This window comes from Nonomuraea sp. SYSU D8015, assembly GCF_008065375.1.
Taxonomy (GTDB): Bacteria; Actinomycetota; Actinomycetes; order Streptosporangiales; family Streptosporangiaceae; genus Nonomuraea.
Genome location: NZ_VJYI01000001.1, coordinates 470,040 through 494,893, shown reverse-complemented (window position 1 = coordinate 494,893; position 24,854 = coordinate 470,040). Strand labels below are relative to the sequence as shown.

Genomic DNA, 24,854 nt, shown 5'->3' with positions numbered 1-24,854 from the left:
TACAAGTCTTCCATGTGCGGCCGAGTGAGATGTCCCGCGTTCACCCGTCGAGACACAGCACGGTGAACGCGCCCAGCAGCATGAACGGCCCGAACGGGAACTGCGTGCGCCGCGTGCCGCGCCCGGTCGCCAGCAGGGCGAGGCCGTAGAGCGCGCCGAGCAGCTGCCCGCAGAAGGCCGCCACGACCCAGGCCTGCCAGCCCAGCGCGGCCGCGGCCATGCCGATGAGCCCGGCGAGCTTGACGTCGCCCAGACCCATCGCGTCCGGCCGGATGAACCAGAGCAGCCCGTAGAGGGCGGCCAGCGCTGCGCCTCCGGCCAGAGCCCTCGGCAGCTCGCCCGTGGGGAGGATCGCCAGGGCGGTGATGGGGTACGCGGGCAGCGTGATCGCGTCGGGCAGCGTGGTCGTGCGCCAGTCGATGACGGCCAGGGCGACGCCGATGACGGCGAACGGCACGTACGGCAGGCCGATCCGCCAGGCGACGAGCGCGGCCACGGCGGCGGTCACCAGCTCGACCTTCGGCGGCCAGGCGGGCTCCGGGACCCTGTCGTAGGAGTCGGCCAGCGTCCTGATGCGGTGTCCGCAGACCAGTCCGGCCAGCGCCATGAGTGCGACCACGGGCCGACGCTAGCCCGGGCCCCGGCCCGCCCGCCGCCGACCGACGGACCCGGCATGACCACCCCCGACCGGCCCCCTTCACCCGTAGGATGGGCGGTCTTTCACACGTGCGGTCGGCGGCCTCCGCCCCGCCCTCTTCGGCAACCCTTTGCCCGTCCCGTCCGCGAGCCTTCGCCGGGGCTTTCGGCCCGCACGCCTTCGCCCGTCCCGTCCGGAAGCCTTCCCCGGGGCCCGTCCGCGAGTCTTCGCCCGATGCGGTCAAGGGGATCCGCCCGTGCAGAGGGCCCCACGCCATACGTCGGGGACCGCGGCTCGTGCGGCCGAGGGAACCCCGCCCGTGCGGTCGGAGGCCTCGCCGTGCGGGCCCCAGAGCCTCGGCCGGTGCGGCCGGGGATTTCGGGTGTCCGATGGGTGGGCTTCGCACGGGGGTCGAAAGGCGGCCTGTTGCGGCGCACCCGGCCGATCACGGACACTGCCCGCGTGGACAGGGATCGGTTCGCCAGGATCGCGGTGGTCATCGCGACGTTCGTGCTCGCCCCTGTGTTGCTGGAGATGCTCGCCTGGTACATCCAGGGCGAGGACTACAACCTGTCCCGTGCGCTCACCGTCCTCGCCGTGGTCTGCGGGCTCGCGCTGATCGCGCTCGTGGCCGGCCGGATCCGCGGCAGGCTGCCGGTGATGCTGGTCGGCGCGATGACGGTGGCCGCGGCGGGCGGGCTGGTCCTGGGGTTCGTCGCCGGGTTCGGCCCCGTCCTGTGGCACCGGAGCGTCTCCGGCGAGCTGCTCGGCCTGTCGATGATCGGGATCGCCGCGTTCACCGCGCTGACCGGTGTCTACCTGCTGCTGTTATTCCGGCGCGGTCTGTACGTGCCGCACCTCGAGGCCACCGCCGTGCCGTCGCCGACCACCACGAAACGCAAGCTCATCGGCGAGTCGGAGATCCTCATCCGCACCCAGCCGGACCTCAGCCACGCCCTGGAGAAGGCGCTCGGCAGCTGCGTGTCCGTGATCGACCAGGAGGACCTGCACTTCGTGGCCTTCTTCGGGCCCGAGGGCTGCGCGTTCTACACCGACGTGCTCGACGACGCCGACCTGCGGCACTTCTTCCACGACACCACGCCGGAGGAGCGGCGGATCACGTACCTCAGGCTCGGCCGCCAGCTCGACTGGCTCGGCCACCGGCTGGACACGCACCTGCGGTCGATGGAGAGCGGCACGGTGATCAGGACCGTGCTGGACGTCGAGCGCGGCGCCCTCTACCACTACTGGGTCGACCGCGGACGCTACGTCATCGGCCTCACCCTCGACCAGCGCAAGGTCGCCGAGGCCGACGACAAGATGGCCAGGCTCGTGGACCTGATCCGCGGGCATTTCACGCTCCCGCCGATCAACCAGCGGAGCCGCCAGGCGGAGCCCGGCACCGGCACCAACGTGCGCGCGCTCAGGAAAGACCAGGCGTGGCCCGAATCTGGCTCCTGATCCTCGTCCTGCTCGCCGGATGGGGGACGGCGCGGCTCGCCGGCGTCACGGGGCTGGAGACGTCGGAGACGTACCTGCTGGCCAGCCAGTTGCTGCTGGCCGTCGGCCTGTACGGGAACACGCACGACATCGACCCGGCCGAGGCCCGCGCGCACGCCCGGCTGATCGTGGCGGCGGTCACGGTCGGGGTGGTGCTGAAGGCGGCGCTCATCGCGGGCGTGCTCTACCTGTTCACCGGCGATCCGCTCGCGCTGGTGCTGGCGGTCGCGGTGGCGCAGATCGACCCGCTGTCCGTGGCGTCCGTCATGGGCGACTCGCGGCTCTCGCCGAAGGCGCGCACGATCCTCGCGGCGTGGGCGTCGTTCGACGATCCGGTGACGGTCGTCCTGTCGGTGTACGCGGCCACGCTGGCCTTCTCCTCCGGCGGGATCACCCTGTCCCACCTGGCGGATCTGGGGTGGAACGCGGTGTTCGCCGGGACCGCGTACGTGGTGTGGCGGCTGGTGCGGCGCGGCCCGGCCTGGCTGATCAACCTGGCGGCCGTGGCCGCCGTGCTCGTCGGCGCGTGGACGTTCCTGATGCTGGGGCTGGCGGCCGCCGGGTTGTTCCTGCGGCTTCCCGACGGGCGGCGGCTGGCGCAGGCGGTGGCGGTGGCGTTCCCGCTGGCGGCGTTCCTCATGGGGATGCTGCTGGTGGGCGGGGTGGCGGTGGCCGAGGGCCTGCTGCTCGGGGCGGTGGCGTTCTGCGCCCAGGGATTCGCCGCCGTGGCTCTGACCTGGGGGCTGCCGGTGATCGACCGGGTACGGCTGGCGCTGGCGCAGCAGAACGGGGTCACGGCGGTCATCCTGGCGCTGGTGTTCGAGCGGTCGCTCGACGGTTTCGTGGCGGTGGTGGCGCCGGCGGTGGTGACGGTGAACCTGCTGCACGCCCTGGCGAACCGTGCGGCCGACACCTGGGAACGACGCCGCTCCGTCGTCCCCTGACGTCCTTCACCGGCGGGAGAGCAGGGCCGCTTCACCGCCGGGAGGGCCGGCAGGGCCGCTTCACCGCCGGGAGAACCAGCGGCGCCTGCGTGCCGGCTCGACCGGCTCGATCCTGGCCACGGTGGCGCCCTCGATCTCGCCGACGGTGCCGGACTCGACCGCCGCCAGCGCCTCCAGCACCGCGCCCTCGATCACGAACTGCACCGGCCCGGCCACGTCCACCACGACCGCCGCCGCCTGCTCCTGCACGGCCGCCCGGCACACCTGCAGGGTGGTGGCCTGGATCGGCCGCGCGTCCGGCCGCCACCTGACCAGCGCCTGCGTGCCGGTGAACGCCAGCACCGCCTGCCTGCCGTCCTGCCCGACGAGCTTGGGCAGGGCCATCTCGCTCTCCTTCTCCTGCCGGAGCCCGTGCGCGCCGACCCCGGACTCGGTCAGCAACGCCACCACGGGAACCAGGAGGCGGGCGCCGCCGAGGGCGTTCAGCACCTCGGTGGCGTCGGCCGTACCGGCCTGGTAGGAGGCGAGGGCGGCGGCCACGGCGGGCGCGACGCCGCCGTCGTCGTCGGGGTCGAGGGGTTGCGGGATGCTCGGCACAACCTCCGAGGTTACCGGCGCCTGGGTGTGACCCCGAGCCTGGCCCGCAGCGCGCGCACCCCGGCCGCGAGCACCGGCGGAACGGTGATCAGGAGTGCCACCGCGTCGCCGAGCCGCTCGGCCGCCGTGTCCAGCACCAGCCAGGCGACCAGCGGCCCCAGCAGGGCCCAGGTCCGCATCTCCGAGATCAGCAGCCACCGCACACCCCGGATCAGGACCCGCTCGGCACCTCCGATCCGCGGCGCCCCGAAGCCGTTCCCCGCGGTGCCCGCCGCCCGCCGCCCCAACCCGAGGCCGTCACGTGCGGCATGCGGTGATCGTTCCAGGCCGGAGGAGGCAGGAGGTTTGGGCCGCGGCCGGGCGACGGCTCCTCGCCCGCGCAGGGTCCAGGCCAGGCGCGGCATCCCGGCGAGGAGCAGGGCGGCGAACCGCAGCCGGGCCCGAGGGCCGGGCAACGCGTGGAGCTCGCCCAGCCACTCCTCCAGCCAGCGGGCCCGGGCCCGCCGCGGCAGCAGGATCGCGGCCACCGTGAGGACGCCGTAGGACGCTTGGAGGCCCTCCCGCGCAGAGAGGTTGGCGACGGCCAGCCGTTCCAGCTCGTCCTCGATCCGGGTCAGGCCCAGCCGTCCGGCGATCGGCGCGAAGATCTCCAGCGTTTGCCGCGATTTCTCTCTGCGGTGCGTCTCGGGCAGCCGGCGCAGTGTCCGCATGTTGTGCAGCCGGTGCGCCAGCAAGAGCAGCAGCACGCGCATGTCCGCCTTCGCCGCGGCGGCCGCGGGCCTGTCGTCGGTATGCCCTGGCCCATACATGCCCGCCACCAAGTCCATGATCGGGTGACCGAACTCACGCACCAGCTCCGCCTCCGGGCAGCCGGCCGGCATCACGTCGTGCAGCAGGGCCGCGCACAACATCTCGTGATCCGCGCCCAGCTCGGCCAGGATCGCGGCGACCGCGACCGGATGGGTGACGTAAGGGTCGCCGTTGCGCCGGCGCTGGTCGCGGTGCCAATGGGAGGCGACCGCGTGTGCGCGCCGGACGAGCCGTAAGCGCTCGCCGGTCAGCGTGTCGCCGGCGGCCTCCAGCACCGGGCGGAGCGAGCCGTCGGCGCCGCTCACGACCCTCCTCCCGCCGTCCCGGGCCGCGGCAGCCAGGCGGGGAGGGGCTGCCGGCGCGACCGGTAGGCGCGGGCGATCGCCTCGCGGCCCCGCTCGGCGCCGTCCGGCGTGATGCGGTAGTAGCGGCGGCGCGGGCGCCCCTCCTCCACATGGGTCTCGGGGTCCTCCCACCGGCTCTCCACCCAGCCGATCTGCTCCAGCCTGGCCAGGATCGGATAGACGGTGCCGCTCGGCATCTCCGCCAGCTCGCACAGCTCGAGCCCGTAGCGTTCGCGTGCCGGATCGTCCAGGAGGACGCGCAGCACCGCCTGGGTCGGCATGGTCATCCTGGGACCGGCGCTCTTCATATCTCGTACTCTACATAGCTAGAGGGGGCACCATGGGGCCACATTGCCGGCACCGCTTGATAGACAAGCGCGGTGCGCATCGAACGACTCCCCCTCGACGAGCAACTCACCGCCACGCTCGCCGTCCTCCGCGCCTCCCCGGCCTGGCCGCCGTGCTGCGACGGGCCCGCACGCTCGACCTGCCCGGCTGGTGGGTGGCGGCGGGCGCGGTGGTCCAGACGATCTGGAACCACGTGACCGGCCGCGACCCCGGTCACGGCATCAAGGACTACGACCTGATCTACCACGACCCTTCCGACCTGTCGTGGGAGGCCGAGGACGTGGCGATCAGGGCGGGGCGGGAGGTGTTCGGGGAGGTGCCGGTGGAGATCCGCAACGATCCTTCGGGCGAGTGGAAGCTGTACGCGCCGTACGGCGTGACCGACGCCTTCGGCCTGGTGCTGCGGCCCGATCCCCGGCAGGCGCCCAGGCACGTCTACGAGGCCAAGGTGGCGCGGTGGACCGCGGCCTGGCCGGAGCTCACCGCGCTCCCCTGGCCCGACGGCCCTAGCCGAGGTCGGAGATCGCCGCGACCGGGCCGCCGCCCGACGGGCCCTGGTGGACGGCGGCCACCGAGACGAAGACCGCGGGATCGCCCGTGACCGACGCCGCCACGCCGCCGACGGCCGCCTTGATCTGGCGGTGCCAGTGCACGTCCGAGTCGTCCAGCATGATGTTGCGCCGGCCCCGCACCCGGCCCGACGGGTCGGCCTCGCACTTCATGAAGACGTTCACCAGGCGGCCCTGCAGATCGCTCGGGTGGGGCCGCTCGGGGAGCGGGAGGCCGGAGTCCCTGATGGCCGCCCAGATGCCGTCGGCGTCCAGGGCGTCCTTCATGACGCTGTGACCGATGCGGTAGCGCCCGCCGATCCCGCGTACGTTGCCCACCAGCACGATCTGCGCCCGGTCCAGCTCGACCCCGGACGAGCAGGAGGCCACGGACGAATACAGCGACAGGTCCTTGTGGATCTGGTCGGCGCGGGGCATGTCGATCTCGCCGAGCGCCACGGCGATGCCGAGGGCGGTGGTGGAGTTGGACAGGTCCATGGAGGGGCCGGTCTCCTCGATGGCGGTGTCCTGGCCGCGGCTCTTGGCGTCGGTGATGGTGGCCAGGGTCAGCAGCGGCGTCTTGGTCTGCACGTAGTGGACGTCGCGCGGGTCGTCGATGCCGGCGATCTTCATGGCCTCCCGCACGCCGGCGGCGACCTTCTCCACCATGGCGGGCCGGCCGATGTCCTCGGGGAGGATGACGTCGCTCATCGCCACCCCGACCGACAGGCGGGGCTCCTCGGTGGCGGGGGCGTTGGCGGTGGTGGCGAAGATCGTGGCGTGCGGGCTGAGGATGCCGTCGGTGCCGCCCGACCACACCAGCGGCACGCTCTCCGGCGCCGGATGCCCGTGCTCGGCCAGCACCTCGCGGAAGGCGCGGTCGGCCAGGATGCGCGTGTAGTCGTTGACGCCGCCGTTGCCCTCGGTCTTGCCGATGACGGCGAGCACCCGGTGCGCCTCGATCACGCCGTCGGCGATGAGCCGCGACAGTCCGGAGGCGTCGGTGACGCTCTCGATCGGCACCTTGCGCACTTCGATCGGTTCCGGCATGCCGAAGCCCTCCTCGTTCTACCCGTCCCCGCTGGCGACGCTAGCCGAGCCGGTCGGCGGCGTTCATGGGCAATGTCTGCCCATGAACGCCGCTTCCCATGTCAAGGTGCGCTGAGTGCCACGGTCGGGGACAGCCGGGCGGCGCGGGCCGCCGGATAGATCCCGGCCGTGACGCCGACCAGAAGCGTGGCGGCCACCGCGCCGGCCGGCGCCCAGGCATCCAGTGTGGGCGGGAATCCATGGCCGAGCGCGTACCCGGTGGTGACCAGGGCGCCCAGCGCGAGGCCGGCCAGGCCGCCGAGCGCGGACAGCAGCAGGGATTCCGTGAGGAACTGCAGGCGTATGTCGGTCCTGGTCGCGCCGAGCGCGCGGCGCAGGCCGATCTCCCTGCGGCGTTCGAGCACGGAGACCACCATCGTGTTCGCGATGCCGACGCCGCCCACGAGCAGGGCGACCCCGCCCAGCCCGAGCAGCAGGTTCGTGAGCGCCCCGGCGGCCGCCGCCCGCGCGGCCAGCGCGTCGGACGGCCGGGCGACCGTGGTCTCCTCGGGGTGCTCGGGGTTCACGGTACGGGGGAGCACCGCCGCCACGTCCGTCACCGACTCCGGGTCGGCGCGGACGTACACGGTGGTCGGGTGACCGTCGAAGCCGAGGTGCTCGGCGGCGGCCGGCCAGCCGACCAGCGCCGACCTGTCGATCTCCGGCGCCAGCGGGAGCGGGTCGAGCACGCCCAGCACCGTGAACCACCGCTCCCCGACCCACACCTGGTCGCCGCCGCGCGCCCCGAGCCGCTGGGCGGCGACCGCGCCGAGCACGACGGTCGGGTAGCGGCTCGTGGCCGGGCTGAACCAGGCACCCGTGCCCTGGAGGGTGTCCAGGAGGCGCTGGGTGGCGGCCTGTACGGAGACGCCGCCGGTGCGTTCGGGCGGGATCAGGTCGCTGCGGTAGATCCTCGCCTCCAACTGGGCCGTCGCGGCGGCTCCCCGGACCGGGCCGATCTGGCCGGCCATGGCGACGGCGGTCCTGGGCAGGCTGGCCTGCTCGCCTCTGACGGTCTGGCCCGGGGTGACGGTGAGGAGGCCGGTGCCCAGGCTGTCGAGCTGACGGATCAGGTCGGCGCGGCTGGAGGCGGAGATGCCGATGACGGCGACCATGGTGGCGATGCCGATCGCGATCCCGAGGGCGGACAGCAGGGCCCGGCTCGGCCTGGCCCGCAGGCCGACGGCGCCGACGCGGAGCAGGTCACGCGGGCTCATGACGCCTCCCGCCGGGTCGGGAGGTGCCCTGGACGTGCGCGGTCATGACGTCTCCTCCTCCACGATCCGGCCGTCGCGCATGCGTACGCGGCGAGGCAGGACAGCGGCCAGGTCGGCGTCGTGAGTGATGATCACGAGCGTGGCCGCCACGGCGGACAGCACCCGCAGCACCTCCGCGCCGGAGGCCGAGTCCAGGTTGCCGGTGGGCTCGTCGGCCAGCAGGAGGGCGGGTTCGCCGACGACCGCCCTGGCCACGGCCACCCGTTGCTGCTCGCCGCCGGACAGTTGGTGCGGGCGGTGGCCGAGCCGGTGGGCCAGCCCCACCCGCTCCAGGGCTAGCGCGGCCCGCCGCCTGCGCTCGTCGGGCGGGGTCTTCGCGTAGAGGAGGCCGTCGGCGACGTTGTCCAGGGCGCTCGTGCCGGGGGTGAGGTGGAAGTGCTGGAAGACGAAGCCGATCGTGGTGGCGCGCAGGGCGGCGAGCCGCCGGTCGGGGAGGCGGGCGACGTCGTGCCCGGCGATGCGCACGGTGCCGGAGGAGGGGAGGTCGAGGGTGCCGAGCAGGTGCAGCAGGGTCGACTTGCCGGACCCGGACGGGCCGACGACCGCCACCGCCTCGTCCGCCTCGATCCTGAGATCGACGCCGCGCAGCGCCTCGACCCCGCCCGGATAGGTCTTCGTGACCCCGGCCAGCTCCGCCACCGGTCCGTCGCCCAGGGCCGGGAGGCGGCGGGGTCGTGGCGGAGGCGCCGGGTCCGGGTGCACGGTGCCGCTCATGAGGCCGGCACCTCGACCATCATGCCCTCGCTCAGCCCGGCGCCCGTGACCTCCACCCGTCCCCCGGCGAACAGCCCCGGCTTCACGGCGATCACGTCGCCCTGCGGGGTGCGCACCCCGTACCCGCCTTCCCGGAGCGCCAGCAGCGCCTCCACCGGCACGGACAGCACGTCCTCGCGGGTCTCGCTGCGCAGGTCCACCGTGACGGGCACCTCGCGCAGGTCGCCGGTGCCGCCGTGCGGGGTGACCTCCACGTCCACGGTCACACTGTCCTCGGAGACCTCAGCCACCACCCCGACCTTGCTGATCTCGCCTTTGAGCCGGGTGCCGTCGGGCAGCTCCATCTCGACGTCCGCGCCCTTCCTGGCGAGGTGCTGGTCGGCGAGGTCGAGATCGATGGTGACGACCCGCCGGGTGCTCCTGACGACGAGCAGCTCGTCGCCGGCCGAGACGGGATCGCCGACCTGGGCCTCGGCCTGCTTCACCCACGCCGTGCCCGGCAGGACGGCCACCTGGGCGGCGTCCACGGCGCCGGTGACCGGCAGGTTCCTGCCGGCCTGCCAGCGGGCGACGGCGGCGGCGGTGACCGCGGTGAAGTGGTCGTCCACGGTCAGTCCCGCGCCGTGGCCGAGGGCCTTGAGGTTGCGTTCCAGCTGGGCGACGTCCGCGCCGCTCACCCCGACGGACAATTCGCGGTAGAGGGGGATCTTCCCGTAGAAGAGGGTGACCGGGCGCCGGTTCACCGTGTAGAGGGTCTGGCCGCGCCTGACCGAGGTCCCCTTGCCCCTGATCGCGGTCAGCGTGCCCGGCGGGCCGGCGCGCAGCACGCGCTCGTCGGCGTAGGCGAGCATGCCGTCCACGGTCTCGGTGTCGGCCAGGTCCCCTCGGGTGACCTCGGCGTAGGAGAGGGTGGCAGAGGACGGGGTCGGGGCGGGATCGCCGTCGAACGCTGCCACGAGCGCGGGTTCGCCGCCGAACACGACCGCCAGCGCGGCCGCCGCGCCCGTGCCGGCGACGGCGGCCAGGACCGGGCCCCGCCTCACTTGGTCCCTCCGGACGTCTTCTTCTCGCCCAGCAGCGGCCGGCACTCGTCGTCGGCGGTCTTGAACCGGTCGGTGTTCCTGCCGGGCAGGTCGTCGGTGTCGGGCCAGCGGGCGTCGCCGTTCACGACGACGGGGTCGGGCCAGTCGAGTCCCTGCTCGCGCATGCAGCGCGCGTACGCGACCATGGCGTCGACCGCCTGCCGGTCGTCGTCGCGGTCGGCGGTCTGCGGGGGCGCCAGCGACCGGCACGCGGTCATGGCCTTCTCCATCAGCTCGCGCCCGGCCCGGTCGGCGTCGTCGACGTCGACCCGCTCCCCCGGCGCCGGGTCGTCGACCTTCAGCCCCTGGTCGCGCAGGCACTGTGCGAACTTCAGCACGTCGCCGCCCGCCGGCGGCGAGGGCGTGGCGGCGGACGCGGGCTCGCCGGCCGAGGCCACGCCGTCGGCGGCCGGGGCGGCGGCGCATCCCGCCAGGAACATCAGCGCCACGAGGCACCGGATCATGGTCGGTCTCCTCCCGTGCGGGGAACCCTCGTCCCCGCACGGGTCCAGGTGTAGGCGGCGGGTCTAATCCGGCCTCAAAAGGCGGCTGTGGATTCCCTGATCGAGCGGGAGCCGGACGGAGAAGGTGGTGCCCCGGCCCGGCGCCGACGCCACTCCCACCGAGCCGCCGTGGGCCGCCACGACGGCTTGGACGATGGCCAGGCCCAGCCCGGAGCCGTCGCGCGAGCGGGCGCCCGGGGCGCGGTAGAAGCGTTCGAACACCCGCGCCGCCTCGTCCTCCGTCAGCCCGGGGCCGCGGTCGGAGACCTCCACCACGGCGTGCCCGTCCTCGGCCCGCGCCCGCACGTCGACGGCGGTGCCCGGCGGGGTGTGCGTGAGGGCGTTGCGTACGAGATTGCGCAGCACCTGGCCCAGCCGGGCCGCGTCGCCCGGCACCACGTACGCCGCGTCCTCGTCGAACGCGAAGCCGATGTCGCGCTCGGGCGCCAGCACCCGCGCGTCGCGCACGACCTCGGCGGCGAGCGGCAGCAGGTCCACGGGCAGGCGTTCGGGCGGCCGCTCGGCGTCCAGGCGGGCGAGCAGGAGCAGGTCGTCCACGAGCACCCCCATCCGCCTGGCCTCCGCCTCGATCCGCCGCACGTGATCACTGTCGGCGTCGCTGTCGGCGTGCCGCAGGAAGTGCTCGGCGTAGCCGCGCACGACGGTCACGGGGGTGCGCAGCTCGTGGCTGGCGTCGGCGACGAAGCGCCGCATCCGCTCCTCCGACTCGCGCCGGGCGGCGAAGGCGGCCTCGATCCTGGCCAGCATGTCGTTGAGCGCGGCGCCGAGCCGCCCCACCTCGGTACGCGGGTCCACGTCGGGCACGCGCCGCGACAGCTGCCCGTCGGCGATCTGCCGGGCCGCGCTCTCGATCCCGGCCAGCGGCCGCAGGCTCCGCCGCACGAACACCAGCCCGGCCGCCGCCAGCACCACCACGACCACGCCCCCGGCGAGCAGCTCGATCACGCCGAGCAGCCCGATGGTGGCGTCGATCTCCCGCAGGTCCATGGCGGCGACCACCGACTCGCCGCCCGGCCGGGTGTCGACGAGGACCCGCCAGTGGCCCGTGGTGTACGGCTCGCGCTCGTCCCGCGGCACGTCCGGCGGCCCGCCGGGGTCCCCGCGGACGACCGCGCCGGTGGCGTCACGTACCTGGAAGACGTAGCCGGGGAGCGAGCGCGCCGGCCGGTCGTCGGCCACCCTCGTCTGGGCGAGCGTCCTGAGCTGGACGTCGGCCCTGGCCACGAGCTGAGCCCGGAGCAGGATCAGGCTGGCCACGCCGATCGCGACCAGCGCGAGCGCCACGAGGACGACGGTCCCGGCGACGAGCCGGACCCGCAGGCTACGGAACGCGGAGAACATAGCCCACCGAGCGCACCGTATGGATCAGCCTCGGCTCGGCGGAGTCGACCTTCCTGCGCAGGAGCGACACGTACTGCTCGACGATGCCGGGATTGCCGCTGAAGTCGGGGTCCCACACGTGCTCGAGGATCTGGGCGCGTGACAGCACCCGGTTGTGGTTGACCATGAAGTACCGCAGCAGCTGGAACTCCGTGGCCGACAGGTGCACCTGGCGGCCCGCCCGCCACACCGTGTGGGCGTCCTGGTCGAGCTCCAGGTCGGCGACCGTGAGCCGGGCCGGGGCGGCCGCGCTGCTCCGGCTGCGCCGCAGCAGCGCGTGGATGCGGGCGATCAGCTCCTCCAGGCTGAAGGGCTTGGTGACGTAGTCGTCGCCGCCCGCGGTCAGGCCGCGCACCTTGTCCGCGGTGGCGTCCCTGGCGGTCAGGAAGAGCACGGGGGTCCGGTCGCCGCCGCCGCGCAGCCGCCGTACGACGTCGAACCCGTCCAGGTCGGGCAGCATGACGTCGAGGACGATGAGGTCGGGCGCGTGCCGCTGGGCCAGGCGCACCGCCTCCCGCCCGCCGGCGGCGGCCACCACCTCGAACCCCTCGCGCAGGCAGCCGACGAGTAACTCACGCAGGCTCGGTTCGTCCTCAACGACGAGCAACGTGTCCATGGCCGCCAGGCTAGGGATCGAAGCTCAACGTAGCCTAAACGCGTGATTCGCGAAGCACACGTCAACGGGATCAAGCTCGTCTACCGGGAGGAAGGCGACCCCGCCGCTCCCCCACTGGTGCTGCTCCACGGCCGGACCGCAAACCACAACGATTGGAACGGCATCACCCAGCACTTCGCGGCCCGCCACCACGTCCTCGCCCCGGACCTGCGCGGGCACGGGGCCAGCGATCGCCCGGGTGAGTACCCGCTGCCGGAGATGGCGGAGGACATCGCGGCGCTGCTCGATCACCGCGGCATGGAGCGGGTGACGCTGGTGGGCCACTCGCTCGGCGGCGCGGTCGCCTACCACCTGGCCATGAACCATCCCGGCCGGGTCGCGCGGCTCGTGCTGGAGGACCCGGCGCCGCCGCGCCCGCTCCAGGGGCGCCAGCCGATCGTGGAGGACGGCTCCACCGGGTTCGACTGGCGGATGATGCACGACACCGAGCGGCAGCTCCTCGATCCCGATCCCGCCTGGGTGAAGGGGCTGGAGCGGATCACGGCGCCGACGCTGGTGTTGTCGGGCGGGGCGGCGAGCCCGTTCGACGCGGCGGAGCTGGCGGCGCTGATCCCGGGGGCGAGGCTGGTGACGATCGAGGCGGGGCATCTCATCCACGCCACCGACCGCCGGGCGTTCCTGCGGGCGGTCGACGAGTTCATGGACATCTGAGCTCATCGTGCCGTAATGCGCGTGTTACGTGCTGGGGCCAGGGTAGTGCCGTGGTCGACATGCACGTACAGGAACGCCTGAGCAGGCTGCGGCTGATGGCGCCCCCGATCGTCCAGTGCGCCGTCGCGGCGGCGCTCGCCTGGCTGGTGGCCAAGGACGTGCTCGGGCACAGCCGCCCGTTCTTCGCGCCCATCGCGGTCGTCGTGTGCATCGGCGTGGGGCTCGGGCAGCGGCTGCGCCGGGTCGGTGAGCTGGTCGTGGGGGTCAGCCTCGGGGTCGGGGTCGGCGACCTGCTGGTGTCCTGGATCGGCTCGGGACCCTGGCAGATCGCGCTGGTCGTGGCGCTGGCGATGGCGGCCGCGGTGCTGCTCGACAGGGGCTCGCTGATCGTGCTGCAGGCCGGTTCCTCGGCGGTGCTCGTGGCGACGCTGCTCCCGCCGAGCGGCACGGGCGGGATCGACAGGATGCTGGACGCCCTGGTCGGCGGCCTCATGGGGCTGGCGGCCGTGGCGCTGCTTCCGGCCAGCCCGAAGGCGCTGGCGAGGCGGCACGCGACGGGGATCTTCGAGGTGCTGGCCGACGCCCTGCGGGGGATCGCGGAGGCCCTCGACAAGGCGGATTCGGCCCTGGCGAGCGAGGCGCTGGAGGCCGCGCGGGGCAGCCAGACGAACGTGGAAGAGTTCGAGCAGGCCCTGGCGACGAGCCGGGAGATCGCCAACATCTCGCCGCTGCACCGGCGCCGCGGCACCGCGCTGGAGGGGTACGAGACGGCGGCCGTGCCGCTCGACCACGCGCTGCGCAACACCCGGGTGCTGGCCAGGCGCGCCATCGTGGCGCTCGACGGCTCCAGCGCGCTGCCGCCCTGGCTGCCCGAGACGCTGCGCGAGCTGGCCGACGCGACGCTGCTGCTCAGGGACGACCTGGCCGGCGGCCGCTCGCCCGAGCGGGCCGCCTCGGCGATCATGGCGGTGGCCTCGCGGCCGGGCGCCGAGCGGTGGGGCTTTTCGGCGGACGTGATGGTCGCGCAGGTCCGGTCGATCATCGTGGACCTGTTGCAGGCCACCGGCGCCGACCGCGAGGAGGCCGTGGCCGCGCTGCCCCCGCTGGACGCCTCCGGCGACAGGGAGGTATAGGGCGACGTGACCGCAACGTCACATTGATCCGCCAAGGTGGAAGGGTGCGAACGAGGCTCAGCGATCATGTGAAGGACCGACTGGGCACGTTCGGTCTCATGGTGCCGTCCATCGCGCAGTGCGCGGTGGGCGCCGCACTGGCCTGGGTCATCGCCATGGAGCTGCTCGGACACCCGCGGCCGTTCTTCGCGCCCATCTCCGTGCTGATCTGCGTGGGCGTCGGCCTGGGGCAGCGGCTGCGCCGGGTCGTCGAGTTGGTGGTCGGGGTGAGCCTGGGGGTGGGCATCGGCGACCTGCTGGTGTCGTGGATCGGCTCGGGCCCGTGGCAGCTCGCGCTGGTGGTGGCGCTGGCGATGTCCATCGCGGGGCTGCTGGACAGCGGTGCGCTCTTCGTGGCGCAGGCGGGGTCGTCGGCGGTGCTGGTGGCCACGCTGGTGCCGACCGAGGGCGCCGGGGGCCTGGATCGGATGGCCGACGCGTTGACCGGCGGAATCATCGGGATCGCGGCGGTGGCGCTGATGCCCGCGAGCCCGTTCACGATCGCGGCCAAGCACCTGTCCGGGGTGCTCGACGCGCTGTCCACGGTGCTGGAGCGGGCGGCGGAGGCCATCGAGAAGCGGGACGTGGACCTCGCGGCCGAGGCGCTGGAGGAGGCGCGCGGCACGCAGGAGGCGGTGGAGGAGTACGAGAAGGCGCTGGAGACCAGCAAGGAGATCACCACCATCTCGCCGCTGCACTGGCACCGGCGGGCCCGCCTGGCCCGGTACGAGACCGCCGCCGTGCCCGTCGACCTGGCCCTGCGCAACGCGCGAGTGCTGGCCAGACGCACGCTGGCCTCGCTCGGCGAGGCGAGCCCGCCGCCGGCCGCGCTGGCCGAGGCGATGCGCGAGGTGTCGGAGGCGGCCCTGCTGCTGCAGCTGGAACTGGGGGCCGGGCGGGAGCCGACGCTGGCCCGGCAGGCGTTGCTGGCGGTGGCGGCGCGGGAACGGCCCGAGCAGGTGGGCTTCTCCGCGCATGTGATCATCGCGCAGCTGCGGTCCGTGGTCGTGGACCTGCTACAGGCGACCGGGATGGAGCACGAGGAGGCCACGAAGGCCCTGACGCCGCTGGACGAGCCCGGCCACGCCTGACGGTCAGGAGGGAGGGCGGGACGAAGGAGTTGAACCCCTCTTGGCGGCGCTCAGGACCCCGACAGGCGCTTGAGCCGGGTGACGGCCTCGTCGATGACCTCGTCCTTCTTGCAGAAGGCGAATCGGACGAAGTGGCGGCCGCGCTCGGCGTGGTCGTAGAAGACCTGGGTCGGGATGGCGACCACGCCGGCCAGCTCCGGCAGCCGCCGCGTCAGCTCCAGCCCGTCGGCGAACCCGAGCGGCCGGATGTCGGTCTGCACGAAGTACGTCCCCGAGGGCCTGAGCACCTCGAACCCGGCCGCGGACAGCCCCTCCATGAGCCGGTCGCGCTTGTCCTGGAGTCCGGCCCGCAGCGCGGACACCCACCCCATCTCCTGCCGCAGCCCGTACGCCACCGCCAGCTGCCACGGCGCGCTCGCGGTGAACGTGAGGAACTGCTTGACCGTCTGCACCGCCCTCACCAGCGGCGCGGGGGCGCAGACCCAGCCGGTCTTCCACCCGGTGACGGAGAACGTCTTCCCGGCGGAGGAGATCATCACGGTGCGTTCGCGCATGCCCGGCAGCGTGGCCATCGGGACGTGCTCGACCCCGTCGAACGTCAGGTGCTCGTACACCTCGTCGGTGATCGCCACCAGGTCGCGCTCCCGGCAGAGCTCGGCGATGACGGTCAGCTCCTCCCGCGTGAACACCGTCCCCGTGGGGTTGTGGGGCGAGTTGACCAGGATGGCGCGGGTGCGCGGCGTGACGGCGGCGCGCAGCTCGGCGGGGTCGAAGGTGAAGCGGCCGGCGACCGGCCGCAGCGTCACGGCCACCAGCCGGGCCTGGGCCAGCGCGATGGAGGCGGCGTAGGAGTCGTAGTAGGGCTCGAAGGCGATCACCTCGTCGCCCGGCTCGCACAGCGCGAGAACGCTCGCCGCGACGGCCTCGGTGGCGCCCACCGTGACGAGGACCTCCCGGTCGGGATCGTAGGCCAGGCCGTAGTGCTCGGCCCGGTGGTCGGAGACCGCGCGGCGCAGCTCGGGCATCCCCGGACCCGGAGGGTATTGGTTGGCGCCCGCGCCGATCGCGTGGATCGCGCGATCCAGCATCGCCGCCGGACCGTCGGTGTCGGGGAAGCCCTGGCCGAGGTTGATGGATCCGGTCTGCACGGCGAGCGCGCTCATCTCCGCGAAGATCGTCGTACCGAAGGCGCGCATCCTGGACACAAGTGGTTCCGTCACGCCATCAGACTCTAGTCTCGTCCCTGTGATCATTCGGGTCGTGCTCGCCCTCGCGCTGTCCGCGCCCCCTGTCATGTCCTCGTCCGCGCCCGAGCCCCGCGGCTGCCCGGTCGCCATGCCGCCTCATACGACCTGCGGATTCCTGATCGTCCCGGAGCGCAGGGACGCCCCGGACAGGAAGATCAAGGTCGGCTACGCCGTCCGCCACTCGATGGCGAAGGACCGCAAGCCGGACCCCGTCGTGTACATGAGCGGCGGGCCCGGGTCGGCGTCCATCCAGCTCACGGGCTTCCTGAGCGCGATGTTCCCGGACCGTGACGTGGTGACGGTCGAGCAGCGCGGCGGGAAATACTCCGAGCCGACGCTGGGTTGCCCGGAGACCGCCGCGGCGCTGCTCGGGCAGCTGCGCCGGCCCGCCGCGGACGTGGGCGCGGCGGCGGTGAAGTGCCGCGACCGGCTCCGCGAGCAGGGCGTCGACCTGCGGGGATACAACACGAAGGAGATCGCGGCGGACGTCGTGGCGCTGCGCCGCGAGCTCGGCTACGAGTCGTGGAACCTGTTCGGCGTCAGCTACTCGACCAGGGTCATGCTGGACGTGGCCGCCGCCGACCCGGAGGGCACGCGGTCGGTGGTGCTGGACTCGTTCCTGCCGGAGAGCGTCGCCTGGTACGACGACGCCGACAGGAACCTGTCCGACACGCTGGCCCGGCTCGGCGTCGAGGACGGCTTCGCGGCCATGAGTGCCCGGCTCAACGCCTCGCCGGCGCTGGTGCCGACCACCGACCCGATGCTCGGCCGAGGGTTCACGGCGCGGATGAGCGGTGACGACGTGGCCACGGTCATGGTGGAGGCGCTGCACGAGGCGGACGTGGCCGCGGTGGCGCCGCAGCTGCTGCCCGCCCTGGCCCGGGGGCACGACGAGCTGCTGCGCCCGCTGGCGGACGCCGTGGGCCAGGGGCTGGTGTCGCACGAGTTCGGGCTGTATCACGCGGTGCAGTGCCAGGACGAGGTCCCGTTCAACACCTTCGCCACCAAATCACGGCTTTTCACGGTAAATGTCGACAAAGCGGTGTGCGACGCGTTGCAGCTCCCCAAGTCCCAGCCGGTGAACGCCCGCCCGAAGGCCCCGGTGTACGTCCTCGGCGGCCGGCACGACCCCACCACCCCCGTCAGGACCGCCAGGCCGGCCGCCGGCGACCTGCCCGACGCCCGCTTCGAGGAGATCCCCCGCGCCGCGCACGCCGTCTTCCTGTCGAGTGCGTGCGCCCGGGCGAAGATCGCCGCTTTCGTCGCCGACCCGGTCGTCACCGCCTTCACTCTCTGCATGGACGACGGCCGCGATCGGCCCGTGGACCTGCACGTGACCGGGGCGCCGTACCAGATCTCCCGGACGCCGTGGCTGGCCGCGCCGTTCGCGTTGTTCGCGCTCGCGGCCCTGGTCCAGCTGGTCACGGCCGCGCTCAAGGGCCGGGCGACGGCGGCGTTCGGCGGACTGGCGGGCGTGGCGTTCGCCGGGCTGGTCACCCAGTCGGTGTACGGCCTGGCGACCAGGAACGAGACGGCCCTGGCCGTCGGCGTCCCCGGCGTGGTCGCCCCCTACACGTGGATCGCGGTCGCCTCCGCCATACTGACCGCGGCGGTCCTCCTCCGCCACCGCAGATGGCCGCAGATCGCCGCGACGGCCATCAGCGGCGGATTCCTCGTATGGTGGTTCACCTGGTTCCTGTGACGCGCATCCGAGAGCTCGACGCCCTCCGCGGCTTCGCGGTGGGCGGCATCATGCTGGTCAACACCTGGCAGCACGTGGAGAACAAGACCGACAACGGGCTAGACCTGACCATGGAGGCCCTGTTCCAGAGCCGGTTCTACCCGATCTTCTCGCTGCTGTTCGGCATCAGCTTCATGCTCTTCCTGCGCGGCAACAGCCGGTGGGCGCTGCTGAGCCGGCTGTTCTGGCTGTTCTGCCTCGGGCTGGTCCAGCACAGGTTCTACGAGGGCGAGGTGCTGACCGACTACGCCTTCTACGGGGCGGCGGTGTTGTTGCCCGCCTCCTTCATGGCCCCCGGCTGGCCTCAGCTGCTGCTGGGGGCGGCGGCGATCGCGTGGGCGCTGATGGTCGGCGGCGGGCCCCTGCTGATCCCCGGGCTGTTCCTCGTCGGCATGGCCTTGTGGGAGCTGCGGCCGCCGAGGACGCTGCTGCTGCCCGGGTTCGCGGCCGCGGCGGTGGTCACGGCGCTGCTGACCTACTCCTGGTCCACGACGAACGAGTGGATCGTCTACAGCACGGCCGCGCTGGCCGGCGCGGCGGCGTACGCGCTGGGTCTGCTGCTCCTGTTGAGGCCGTGGCTGTCGGCGGTGCTGGAGCCCCTGGGCAGAATGGCGCTGACCAACTACGTGTCGGGCACCGCGGTGATCGTCCTGACCGGGCCGCTGGCGAACGCCGACCCCACCCGATGGTCCGTGGTGGCCGTGGCGGCGGTGACCGTGGGCGTGCAGGTCCTCGTCAGCCGATGGTGGCTGGCGAGGTTCCAATACGGCCCACTCGAGTGGATTTGGCGGTGCCTGACCAGGTTTCGAGTGGTGCCCAACCGGCTAGAGTCGGGCCGTGACCACAATCGCCCTCTGCCAGATCCCGGTGTCTCCTGACCCGTCGACGAACCTCAAGAGGGCCAGGGAGGCGCTCTCCCGAGCCGAGGGGGCCGAGCTGGCGATCTTCCCCGAGGCCACGCTGACCCGCTACGGCCGGCGCATCACCGGCCTGGCCGAGCCGCTGGACGGGCCCTTCGTGTCGGGCCTGGCCGAGGCGGCGCGCGAGCACGGTCTGGCGGTGATCGCCGGCGTGTTCGAGCCGGGCCCCGGCCACCTGCCCGAACGCGTGCACAACACGGCCGTGGCCATCGACGAGCACGGCGCGATCAAGGCGGCGTACCGGAAGATCCACCTGTTCGACTCGTTCGGCGCGAAGGAGTCCGATCTGGTCGTGCCCGGCGCCGAGCCCGCGGTCGTGGAGCTGGCGGGCGTGCGGGTGGGGCTGATCACCTGCTACGACGTCCGTTTCCCCGAGCTGGCCAGGGCGCTGGTCGACAAGGGCGCGGAGCTGTTCGCGGTGATCGCGGCGTGGGGCTCGGGGCCGCTCAAGGAGGACCACTGGGTGACCCTGGTGCGGGCGCGGGCGCTGGAGAACACGATGTGGACCGCGGCCGTCGGCCAGGCGCCCAACCCGGCCGAGTCGTCCGACGGCTACGGCGTGGGCCGCAGCATGCTGGTCGACCCGCTGGGCGTGGTCCGCGCCGACCTGGGCACCGCACCCGGCGTGCAGGTCGTGCGGGTCGACCACGAGTACACCGTCACGGCGCGGGCCACGCTGCCGTGCCTGGAACACCGGGTTTTCTAAGGGTCAACCGATCGTAAAGTAGTACCGTGAGCGGAACGCAGATGCAGAAGGTTGTCCCGCCGCGTCTGCTCGTGCCATACCTGTCGGGCAAGCGCACGGTGATCTCCGGTTACGTCTACCGAGTGCAGGACTGCGTCAGGCTGACCACGCCGGAGGCGCTCTACTGGGGGCTCGACCTGTCCTTCGAAGGATCGGAGCTGTTCGCCGAAGTGCCCGAGCTCTACGTCATGCGCTGGTACGCCCGCGACGTCGACACGTACGCGGTGCCGTACGGGCCGCACATGGGAGGCGACTGGAGCGACGCGCCCCCGTTCGCGGGCAACGGCTTCACGACCTCGCCCGACCACGTGGTGCCGCAGTTCCACACCGTCCCGATGCCGATCCCCGCCGGGGCGGAGATCGTCCACGTCACCAGAGACGGTGAGCGGCCCTTCGCCGACTACGACGGGCTGACCTGGCGGCCTGCCGCATGAGTGACGACATCACGCCGGTCGCCTCCGGCTTCGTGGCGCGCTACGGCGAGCGCACCCTGCCTGCCGCGCTCGGTCCCGACAACGACGACGTGGTGCTGTTCAGCGAGGTCGAGCTGGAGGGGTTCGAGCCGGCGGCCGGCTACTGGCGGCGCCGGGTGGCCAGGTCCGAGGTGGAGTGGCTGGTGCTGATCCGGACGGTGGGCGCGTTCGGCGGCGAGCCGTGCATCGTGCTCGACGAGGACGAGGACGGCCTCCACATCGCCTACACGGGCCACAGCGGGATGAAGGCGGAGGCGCTGGGCTACTGGATGGTCGACCACGGGGCCTACGAGGTCGTGGTGCCCCGCGAGGAGGTCTTCTCCATCCGGGTGGAGCGGATTCCGGTCCCCTAGTCAACCGGAGGCCCCTTCGGGTGTCTCTGGAGTGTGATCGAAACAGCGACCATGGCGCAGCCGTCGTTCGCCGACCTGTTCGCGGCCCAATACCAGTCCCTGGTGCGGCTGGCCGGACTGCTCGGCGCCGACGACCCCGAGGACATCGCCCAGGAGGCGTTCGCCCGGCTGCACACCAGGCGGTTGCGTGACGACGGGGCCGCGCTGGCCTATTTACGCGCGACCGTCTGCAACCTGACCCGCAACCGCCTGCGGCACCTCCGGCTGGTCCGGCTGCGCCGTCCCGACCCCCCTGAACCGGCGCGCAGCAGCGAGCACGACGTGCTCGTGGCCGAGGAGCACCGGGAACTGCTCGCGGCCGTCGACCGCCTGCCGCGCCGTCAGCGCGAGGCGCTGGTCCTGCGCTACTGGCTGGACCTTTCCGAACGCGAGATCGCCGACGCCATGGGCGTGTCGCCCGGGTCGGTGAAGACGCACGCCAGCAGGGGCCTGGCCGCCCTCGGCAGGGCGCTGAAAGAGGAGGATGCGTGAACCACCTGGAAGAGCGCCTGCGGGCCGCGCTGGACGCCCGCGCCGAGACCTTCGAGGCGAGCCCGCACGCCTGGGCGCGGGTGCACGCCCGGCGTCCCCGGCGCCACCGTGGCCGCCTGCTGCTGGCCGCGCTGCCGGTGGCGCTGCTGGCCGTGTTCGTTCCCGTCCTGCTCAACGGGGGCCTGGGCAGGAACACCGCGACCGACCCCGACGCGGTCTACGAGCGCCTCATGCGGCAGCGCACGGCCGTCGGCGAGCCGCTGACCGTCGACGACCCGGTCGAGGGCCGGCCGCTGCGGATCTGGTTCGCCAAGGCCAGGTTGGGCTACCCCGAGGTGTGCTACGTCGTGGAACGGGCCGCCGGCGACCCCTACGGCGGCTGCTCCCCCGTGCCGGACAGCCAGGACATCCTGTTCGCGGGCAGCAGCCTGCGGGACGGTGCGGCGACCGCGCTGGACTGGGGCGTGGCCAAGAACGACGTCGGCGCGGTCACCGGGCTCACGAAGGCGGGGCGGAAACTGCCGGGCACGGTGCGGACGCCCGGCGGCGCGCCGTACCGGATCTGGACCGTGCCCTATCCGGCCGATGACCCGGTGACCGGGGTCGAGTACGCCGACGGGAACGGCAGGCGAATCGGGGAATGGTCGCGGGACATGTTCGCGCCACCGCCGGGAACGCCGGCCGGCGCGCCCATGGAGCTGCCCGACGGCGTCATCGCGCGGCCGTACCAGGCGGACGGCACGGTTGTGCAGTTGTCACGGCACGGCGCCGTCCTGCGCGAGATCCGGCCCGGCCCGCAGCAGGAGCCGGTGATCGTGATTGTGGGGCACAACGCGATTGCCGGCCTCGCGCGCCAGGACGTCGCCAGGGTCGAGATCCTCTTCCAGGACGGCGCCACGACGAGCCTGGAGACCAGGCCCGATCCGTGGGGCCGGGGCGTCGCGCTGTTCGCCGGGGCGCATCCGGACGGCGAACCGTTCCGTGGCTATCGGGTGGCCGCCTACGACGCGTCGGGCAAGGAGGTCTGGAGCCGTGATGAGCCCGAACCGGGGGTGGAGGAAGGGGGCTCCGATCTGATCGGACAGGTGATGACCCTTCCGGGCACGGAGAACTCCGGCCGCCCGGTCCGCCTCGCGTTCAGGAAGAGCCCCGAGTACGGCCCCTCACTCTGCCAGAGCGGCGGCGCCACGCCGGACAACTCGGGCGTGATGACGTGTACCTTCGGCGGCGGGAAGGGCTTCTCGGTCCTGACGGCGAAGACCTACCTGCCGGAGCCGGGGGCCGTCGTCCACTACGGCCCGGCCGGCGACGACTGGGAATGGGTCGAGGCGGTGCTCTCCGACGGGCGGCGGGTCCGGGCCGAGTTCTTCCGGGGCGACGGCGCCCCGCTGCGGATCTGGCACGTCGCGGTGCCTCTCGACGCCGAGGTGGGCGGCTACGTCATGAAGGCCCGGGACGCGACGGCCAGGCCGATCCCCGTCTTGGACAAGGCGTGCGGCAGGCAGGCCGAGCGCTCCGAGGCCGAGCGGGTGACCCTGGACGCGGGCGTCACCGCCCTGCTGAGCGGCGCCTGCATGGCCTTCTGGGAGAACGGCGAGGTCCAGGCGGGCCTGCCGGGGCCGATTCCCGGCGGGAAGCTGAGCGACCTGCTTCTCGACGCCGGGCAGCCGGTCTACTGGGCGGACACCGGGCGTGCCTGGTACGGCTACGCGCCCGCCGGGACCGCCAAGGTCGAGCTCGCGTTGAAGGGCGGCGCCACCGGCACGGCGCGGGCCGTGCCGGACCCGTGGGGGCAGGGTGTGACGTTGTTCGCCGGCCCGAAGCCCGAGGGAGGCGACTTCGGCGCCGAGGCGACCCTCATCGGCTACGGGGCCGACGGCAAGGAGCTCTGGCGCTTCGAGCCCTAGGCGCCCAGGGAACGGTAGCGGGCCCGGCGGGCCGCGAGACGGCCGGCCGGGCTCAGCTCCAGCAGCTTCGCGATCTCGTACTCCAGCGCCCGCCCCACCCGCTCGCAGAACTGCCTGGGCTCGTAGGCGGCGTCGGGCAGCTCCGGGATCACCCGGTCCACGATGCCGTCGCGGCGCAGGTCGGTGGCGCGGATGCGCTGCGCCTGGGCGATCTCGGGCGCGAAGTCGACCGAGCGGTAGAGGATCGCGGAGGCGCCCTCGGGCGGCAGCGGCGACAGCCAGGCGTGCTGCGCGCACAGCACCCGGTCGGCGGGCAGCAGGGCCAGCGCCGCACCGCCCGCGCCCTCGCCGAGCAGCAGGCAGACGGTCGGCGCGTCGAGGGTGACGAGCTCGGCCAGGCAGCGGGCGATCTCGGCGGCCAGCCCGCCCTCCTCGGCGGCCTTCGACAGGTCGGCGCCCGCCGTGTCGACTACCGTGACCAGGGGCAGGCCGAGCTCGGCGGCCAGCCGCATGCCGCGCCTGGCCACCCGGAGCCCGGCCGGGCCGAGCGGCGAGTTGAGGCGCTGGAGCCGCCGGTCCTGGCCCAGCACCACGGCCGGCGCGCTGCCGAACTTGGCCAGCGCGAGCAGCAGCCCCGGCGCGTCGTCCCCCGTCCCGGTGCCGGCGAGCAAGGTCAGGTCGGTGGCGGCGAGCTTGAGCAGCGTGCGTACGCCGGGGCGGTCGTCGCGGCGGGAGCGGGTGATCGCCTCCCACGCCTCCACGGGCCGCAGGTCCTCCTCTGGGGGCACGCCCGCCTCGACGGCGGACTTGTCGGCGGCGAGCACGGCCAGCGCCCTGATCGCGACCGCGCGCACGTCTTCCGCCGAGACCACCGCGTCGAGCAGGCCCTTGCGGTGCAGGTTCTCCGCGACCTGAACCCCTTCGGGAAAGGGGTAGCCGTGCAGCGCCTCGAACACCCGCGGCCCCAGGAACCCGATCAGCGCCTCCGGCTCGGCGGCCGTGACGTGTCCGAGCGATCCCCACGAGGCGAGCACGCCGCCCGTCGTGGGGTGGCGCACGTACACGAGATAGGGCAGGCCGACCGCCCGGTGCGCCTGGATCGCGGCGGTGATCTTCACCATCTGGACGAACGCGAGCGCGCCCTCCTGCATGCGCGTGCCGCCCGAGGCCGGCGCGGCCAGCAGCGGCAGCCGCTCGCGGGTGGCCCGCTCGGCCGCCGCGACGAACCGCTCGGCGGCGGCCACCCCGATCGAGCCCGCCATGAACGAGAACTCGCAGGCCACGACGGCCACCCTGCGCCCGTCGAGCAGCCCTTCGCCGGTGATCACGGCCTCGTCGTAGCCTGACTTGGCGCGGGCGGCGGCCAACTCGTCGGCGTAGGAGGAGCCGGGCTCGGCCGGGTCGGCGGGCGGCGCGTCCCACGACTTCCACGACCCCCGGTCGAGGACCGTTTCGATCAGTGTGCGCGCGTCCGGACGGCTCACTATCGCTCCCTAGATGTCAGCCAACGTTGCAATGTTGACGCATGAAACCACCCACCGGTGCCACCAGAT

General features: G+C 73.2%; 26 protein-coding genes. 13 read left to right on the top strand and 13 right to left on the bottom strand.

Annotated elements, in window-relative coordinates:
• Positions 1–40: 40 nt before the first annotated feature.
• Positions 41–619 (bottom strand): prepilin peptidase, encoded by a 579-nt coding sequence (locus tag ID574_RS04135; protein ID WP_188187388.1) that lies wholly within the window; start codon positions 617–619, stop codon positions 41–43.
• Between the two features lie 480 nt (positions 620–1,099).
• On the opposite strand from ID574_RS04135, the gene ID574_RS04130 reads away from it, so the two are divergent.
• Positions 1,100–2,098 carry a hypothetical protein gene (locus tag ID574_RS04130; protein WP_188187387.1) on the top strand — a complete coding sequence of 333 codons (999 nt, stop codon included), beginning with the start codon at positions 1,100–1,102 and terminating at the stop codon, positions 2,096–2,098.
• Positions 2,077–3,081: a cation:proton antiporter family protein gene (locus ID574_RS04125; RefSeq protein WP_188187386.1), complete on the top strand. Its 1,005-nt coding sequence runs from the start codon at positions 2,077–2,079 to the stop codon at positions 3,079–3,081. The genes ID574_RS04130 and ID574_RS04125 overlap by 22 nt, the downstream gene beginning before the upstream one ends.
• Positions 3,082–3,141: 60 nt before the next feature.
• Here the strand turns inward: ID574_RS04125 and ID574_RS04120 are convergent, their stop codons facing one another.
• Genes ID574_RS04120 through ID574_RS04110 form a run of 3 tightly spaced genes read right to left on the bottom strand, consistent with a single transcriptional unit; the run spans position 3,142 to position 5,140 of the window.
• Entirely contained in the window at positions 3,142–3,678 is a 537-nt protein-coding gene (locus ID574_RS04120; protein ID WP_188187385.1) for an SseB family protein, read from the bottom strand.
• Between the two features lie 11 nt (positions 3,679–3,689).
• The gene (locus ID574_RS04115) at positions 3,690–4,793 is read right to left on the bottom strand and encodes an HD domain-containing protein (RefSeq protein ID WP_188187384.1); all 1,104 of its coding nucleotides are present in this window, start codon (positions 4,791–4,793) and stop codon (positions 3,690–3,692) included.
• On the bottom strand, positions 4,790–5,140 hold the full coding sequence (locus ID574_RS04110) for a PadR family transcriptional regulator (RefSeq protein ID WP_223166352.1): 351 nt from the start codon (positions 5,138–5,140) through the stop codon (positions 4,790–4,792). Before ID574_RS04110 ends, ID574_RS04115 begins: the two co-directional genes overlap by 4 nt.
• Positions 5,141–5,292: 152 nt before the next feature.
• On the opposite strand from ID574_RS04110, the gene ID574_RS04105 reads away from it, so the two are divergent.
• Positions 5,293–5,781, top strand: a complete 489-nt coding sequence (locus ID574_RS04105) for a nucleotidyltransferase family protein (RefSeq protein WP_223166351.1) — start codon at positions 5,293–5,295, stop codon at positions 5,779–5,781.
• On the opposite strand, the gene ID574_RS04100 is transcribed toward ID574_RS04105, so the two are convergent.
• The 7 genes from ID574_RS04100 to ID574_RS04075 all read right to left on the bottom strand — a co-directional run bounded on the left by ID574_RS04100 (position 5,687) and on the right by ID574_RS04075 (position 12,410).
• Positions 5,687–6,778, bottom strand: a complete 1,092-nt coding sequence (locus ID574_RS04100; protein WP_188187383.1) for a barbiturase — start codon at positions 6,776–6,778, stop codon at positions 5,687–5,689. The genes ID574_RS04105 and ID574_RS04100 overlap by 95 nt on opposite strands.
• Positions 6,779–6,879: 101 nt before the next feature.
• Positions 6,880–8,034 carry an ABC transporter permease gene (locus tag ID574_RS04095; RefSeq protein ID WP_188187382.1) on the bottom strand — a complete coding sequence of 385 codons (1,155 nt, stop codon included), beginning with the start codon at positions 8,032–8,034 and terminating at the stop codon, positions 6,880–6,882.
• Between the two features lie 42 nt (positions 8,035–8,076).
• Complete coding sequence (locus ID574_RS04090) at positions 8,077–8,808, bottom strand: ABC transporter ATP-binding protein (protein WP_188187381.1); 732 nt, start codon at positions 8,806–8,808, stop codon at positions 8,077–8,079.
• On the bottom strand, positions 8,805–9,851 hold the full coding sequence (locus tag ID574_RS04085) for a peptidoglycan-binding protein (RefSeq protein ID WP_223166350.1): 1,047 nt from the start codon (positions 9,849–9,851) through the stop codon (positions 8,805–8,807). The genes ID574_RS04090 and ID574_RS04085 overlap by 4 nt, the downstream gene beginning before the upstream one ends.
• The gene (locus ID574_RS59435) at positions 9,848–10,354 is read right to left on the bottom strand and encodes a hypothetical protein (protein ID WP_223166349.1); all 507 of its coding nucleotides are present in this window, start codon (positions 10,352–10,354) and stop codon (positions 9,848–9,850) included. The genes ID574_RS04085 and ID574_RS59435 overlap by 4 nt, the downstream gene beginning before the upstream one ends.
• 63 nt (positions 10,355–10,417) lie before the next feature.
• Positions 10,418–11,755 carry a sensor histidine kinase gene (locus tag ID574_RS04080; protein WP_188187379.1) on the bottom strand — a complete coding sequence of 446 codons (1,338 nt, stop codon included), beginning with the start codon at positions 11,753–11,755 and terminating at the stop codon, positions 10,418–10,420.
• Positions 11,736–12,410 carry a response regulator transcription factor gene (locus ID574_RS04075; RefSeq protein ID WP_188187378.1) on the bottom strand — a complete coding sequence of 225 codons (675 nt, stop codon included), beginning with the start codon at positions 12,408–12,410 and terminating at the stop codon, positions 11,736–11,738. Before ID574_RS04075 ends, ID574_RS04080 begins: the two co-directional genes overlap by 20 nt.
• 42 nt (positions 12,411–12,452) lie before the next feature.
• On the opposite strand from ID574_RS04075, the gene ID574_RS04070 reads away from it, so the two are divergent.
• From ID574_RS04070 to ID574_RS04060, 3 genes are read left to right on the top strand one after another with little or no spacing between them, the layout of a single operon-like run.
• Positions 12,453–13,121: an alpha/beta fold hydrolase gene (locus ID574_RS04070; RefSeq protein WP_188187377.1), complete on the top strand. Its 669-nt coding sequence runs from the start codon at positions 12,453–12,455 to the stop codon at positions 13,119–13,121.
• Positions 13,122–13,180: 59 nt separating this feature from the next.
• On the top strand, positions 13,181–14,254 hold the full coding sequence (locus ID574_RS04065) for an FUSC family protein (RefSeq protein ID WP_188188278.1): 1,074 nt from the start codon (positions 13,181–13,183) through the stop codon (positions 14,252–14,254).
• A 44-nt stretch (positions 14,255–14,298) separates the two neighbouring features.
• A complete protein-coding gene (locus ID574_RS04060; RefSeq protein ID WP_188187376.1) occupies positions 14,299–15,384 on the top strand; it encodes an FUSC family protein in 1,086 nt (361 codons plus the stop codon).
• Between the two features lie 50 nt (positions 15,385–15,434).
• Here ID574_RS04060 and ID574_RS04055 read toward each other — a convergent pair whose 3' ends face one another.
• Positions 15,435–16,604 carry a pyridoxal phosphate-dependent aminotransferase gene (locus ID574_RS04055; RefSeq protein ID WP_188187375.1) on the bottom strand — a complete coding sequence of 390 codons (1,170 nt, stop codon included), beginning with the start codon at positions 16,602–16,604 and terminating at the stop codon, positions 15,435–15,437.
• A gap of 25 nt (positions 16,605–16,629) precedes the next feature.
• On the opposite strand from ID574_RS04055, the gene ID574_RS04050 reads away from it, so the two are divergent.
• From ID574_RS04050 to ID574_RS04020, 7 genes are read left to right on the top strand one after another with little or no spacing between them, the layout of a single operon-like run.
• Positions 16,630–18,333, top strand: a complete 1,704-nt coding sequence (locus ID574_RS04050) for an alpha/beta fold hydrolase (RefSeq protein ID WP_188187374.1) — start codon at positions 16,630–16,632, stop codon at positions 18,331–18,333.
• Positions 18,330–19,250, top strand: a complete 921-nt coding sequence (locus ID574_RS04045) for a DUF418 domain-containing protein (RefSeq protein WP_188187373.1) — start codon at positions 18,330–18,332, stop codon at positions 19,248–19,250. Before ID574_RS04050 ends, ID574_RS04045 begins: the two co-directional genes overlap by 4 nt.
• Positions 19,210–19,998: a carbon-nitrogen hydrolase family protein gene (locus tag ID574_RS04040; protein WP_188187372.1), complete on the top strand. Its 789-nt coding sequence runs from the start codon at positions 19,210–19,212 to the stop codon at positions 19,996–19,998. Before ID574_RS04045 ends, ID574_RS04040 begins: the two co-directional genes overlap by 41 nt.
• Positions 19,999–20,024: 26 nt before the next feature.
• Positions 20,025–20,471, top strand: a complete 447-nt coding sequence (locus ID574_RS04035) for a hypothetical protein (protein ID WP_223166348.1) — start codon at positions 20,025–20,027, stop codon at positions 20,469–20,471.
• Positions 20,468–20,863 (top strand): hypothetical protein, encoded by a 396-nt coding sequence (locus ID574_RS04030; RefSeq protein ID WP_188187371.1) that lies wholly within the window; start codon positions 20,468–20,470, stop codon positions 20,861–20,863. Before ID574_RS04035 ends, ID574_RS04030 begins: the two co-directional genes overlap by 4 nt.
• Positions 20,864–20,896: 33 nt before the next feature.
• Positions 20,897–21,394, top strand: a complete 498-nt coding sequence (locus tag ID574_RS04025) for a sigma-70 family RNA polymerase sigma factor (RefSeq protein ID WP_223166347.1) — start codon at positions 20,897–20,899, stop codon at positions 21,392–21,394.
• Positions 21,391–23,301, top strand: a complete 1,911-nt coding sequence (locus ID574_RS04020; protein ID WP_188187370.1) for a hypothetical protein — start codon at positions 21,391–21,393, stop codon at positions 23,299–23,301. Before ID574_RS04025 ends, ID574_RS04020 begins: the two co-directional genes overlap by 4 nt.
• On the opposite strand, the gene ID574_RS04015 is transcribed toward ID574_RS04020, so the two are convergent.
• The gene (locus ID574_RS04015) at positions 23,298–24,785 is read right to left on the bottom strand and encodes a carboxyl transferase domain-containing protein (protein WP_188187369.1); all 1,488 of its coding nucleotides are present in this window, start codon (positions 24,783–24,785) and stop codon (positions 23,298–23,300) included. The two genes, ID574_RS04020 and ID574_RS04015, sit on opposite strands and share 4 nt — an antisense overlap.
• Positions 24,786–24,854 lie beyond the last annotated feature (69 nt).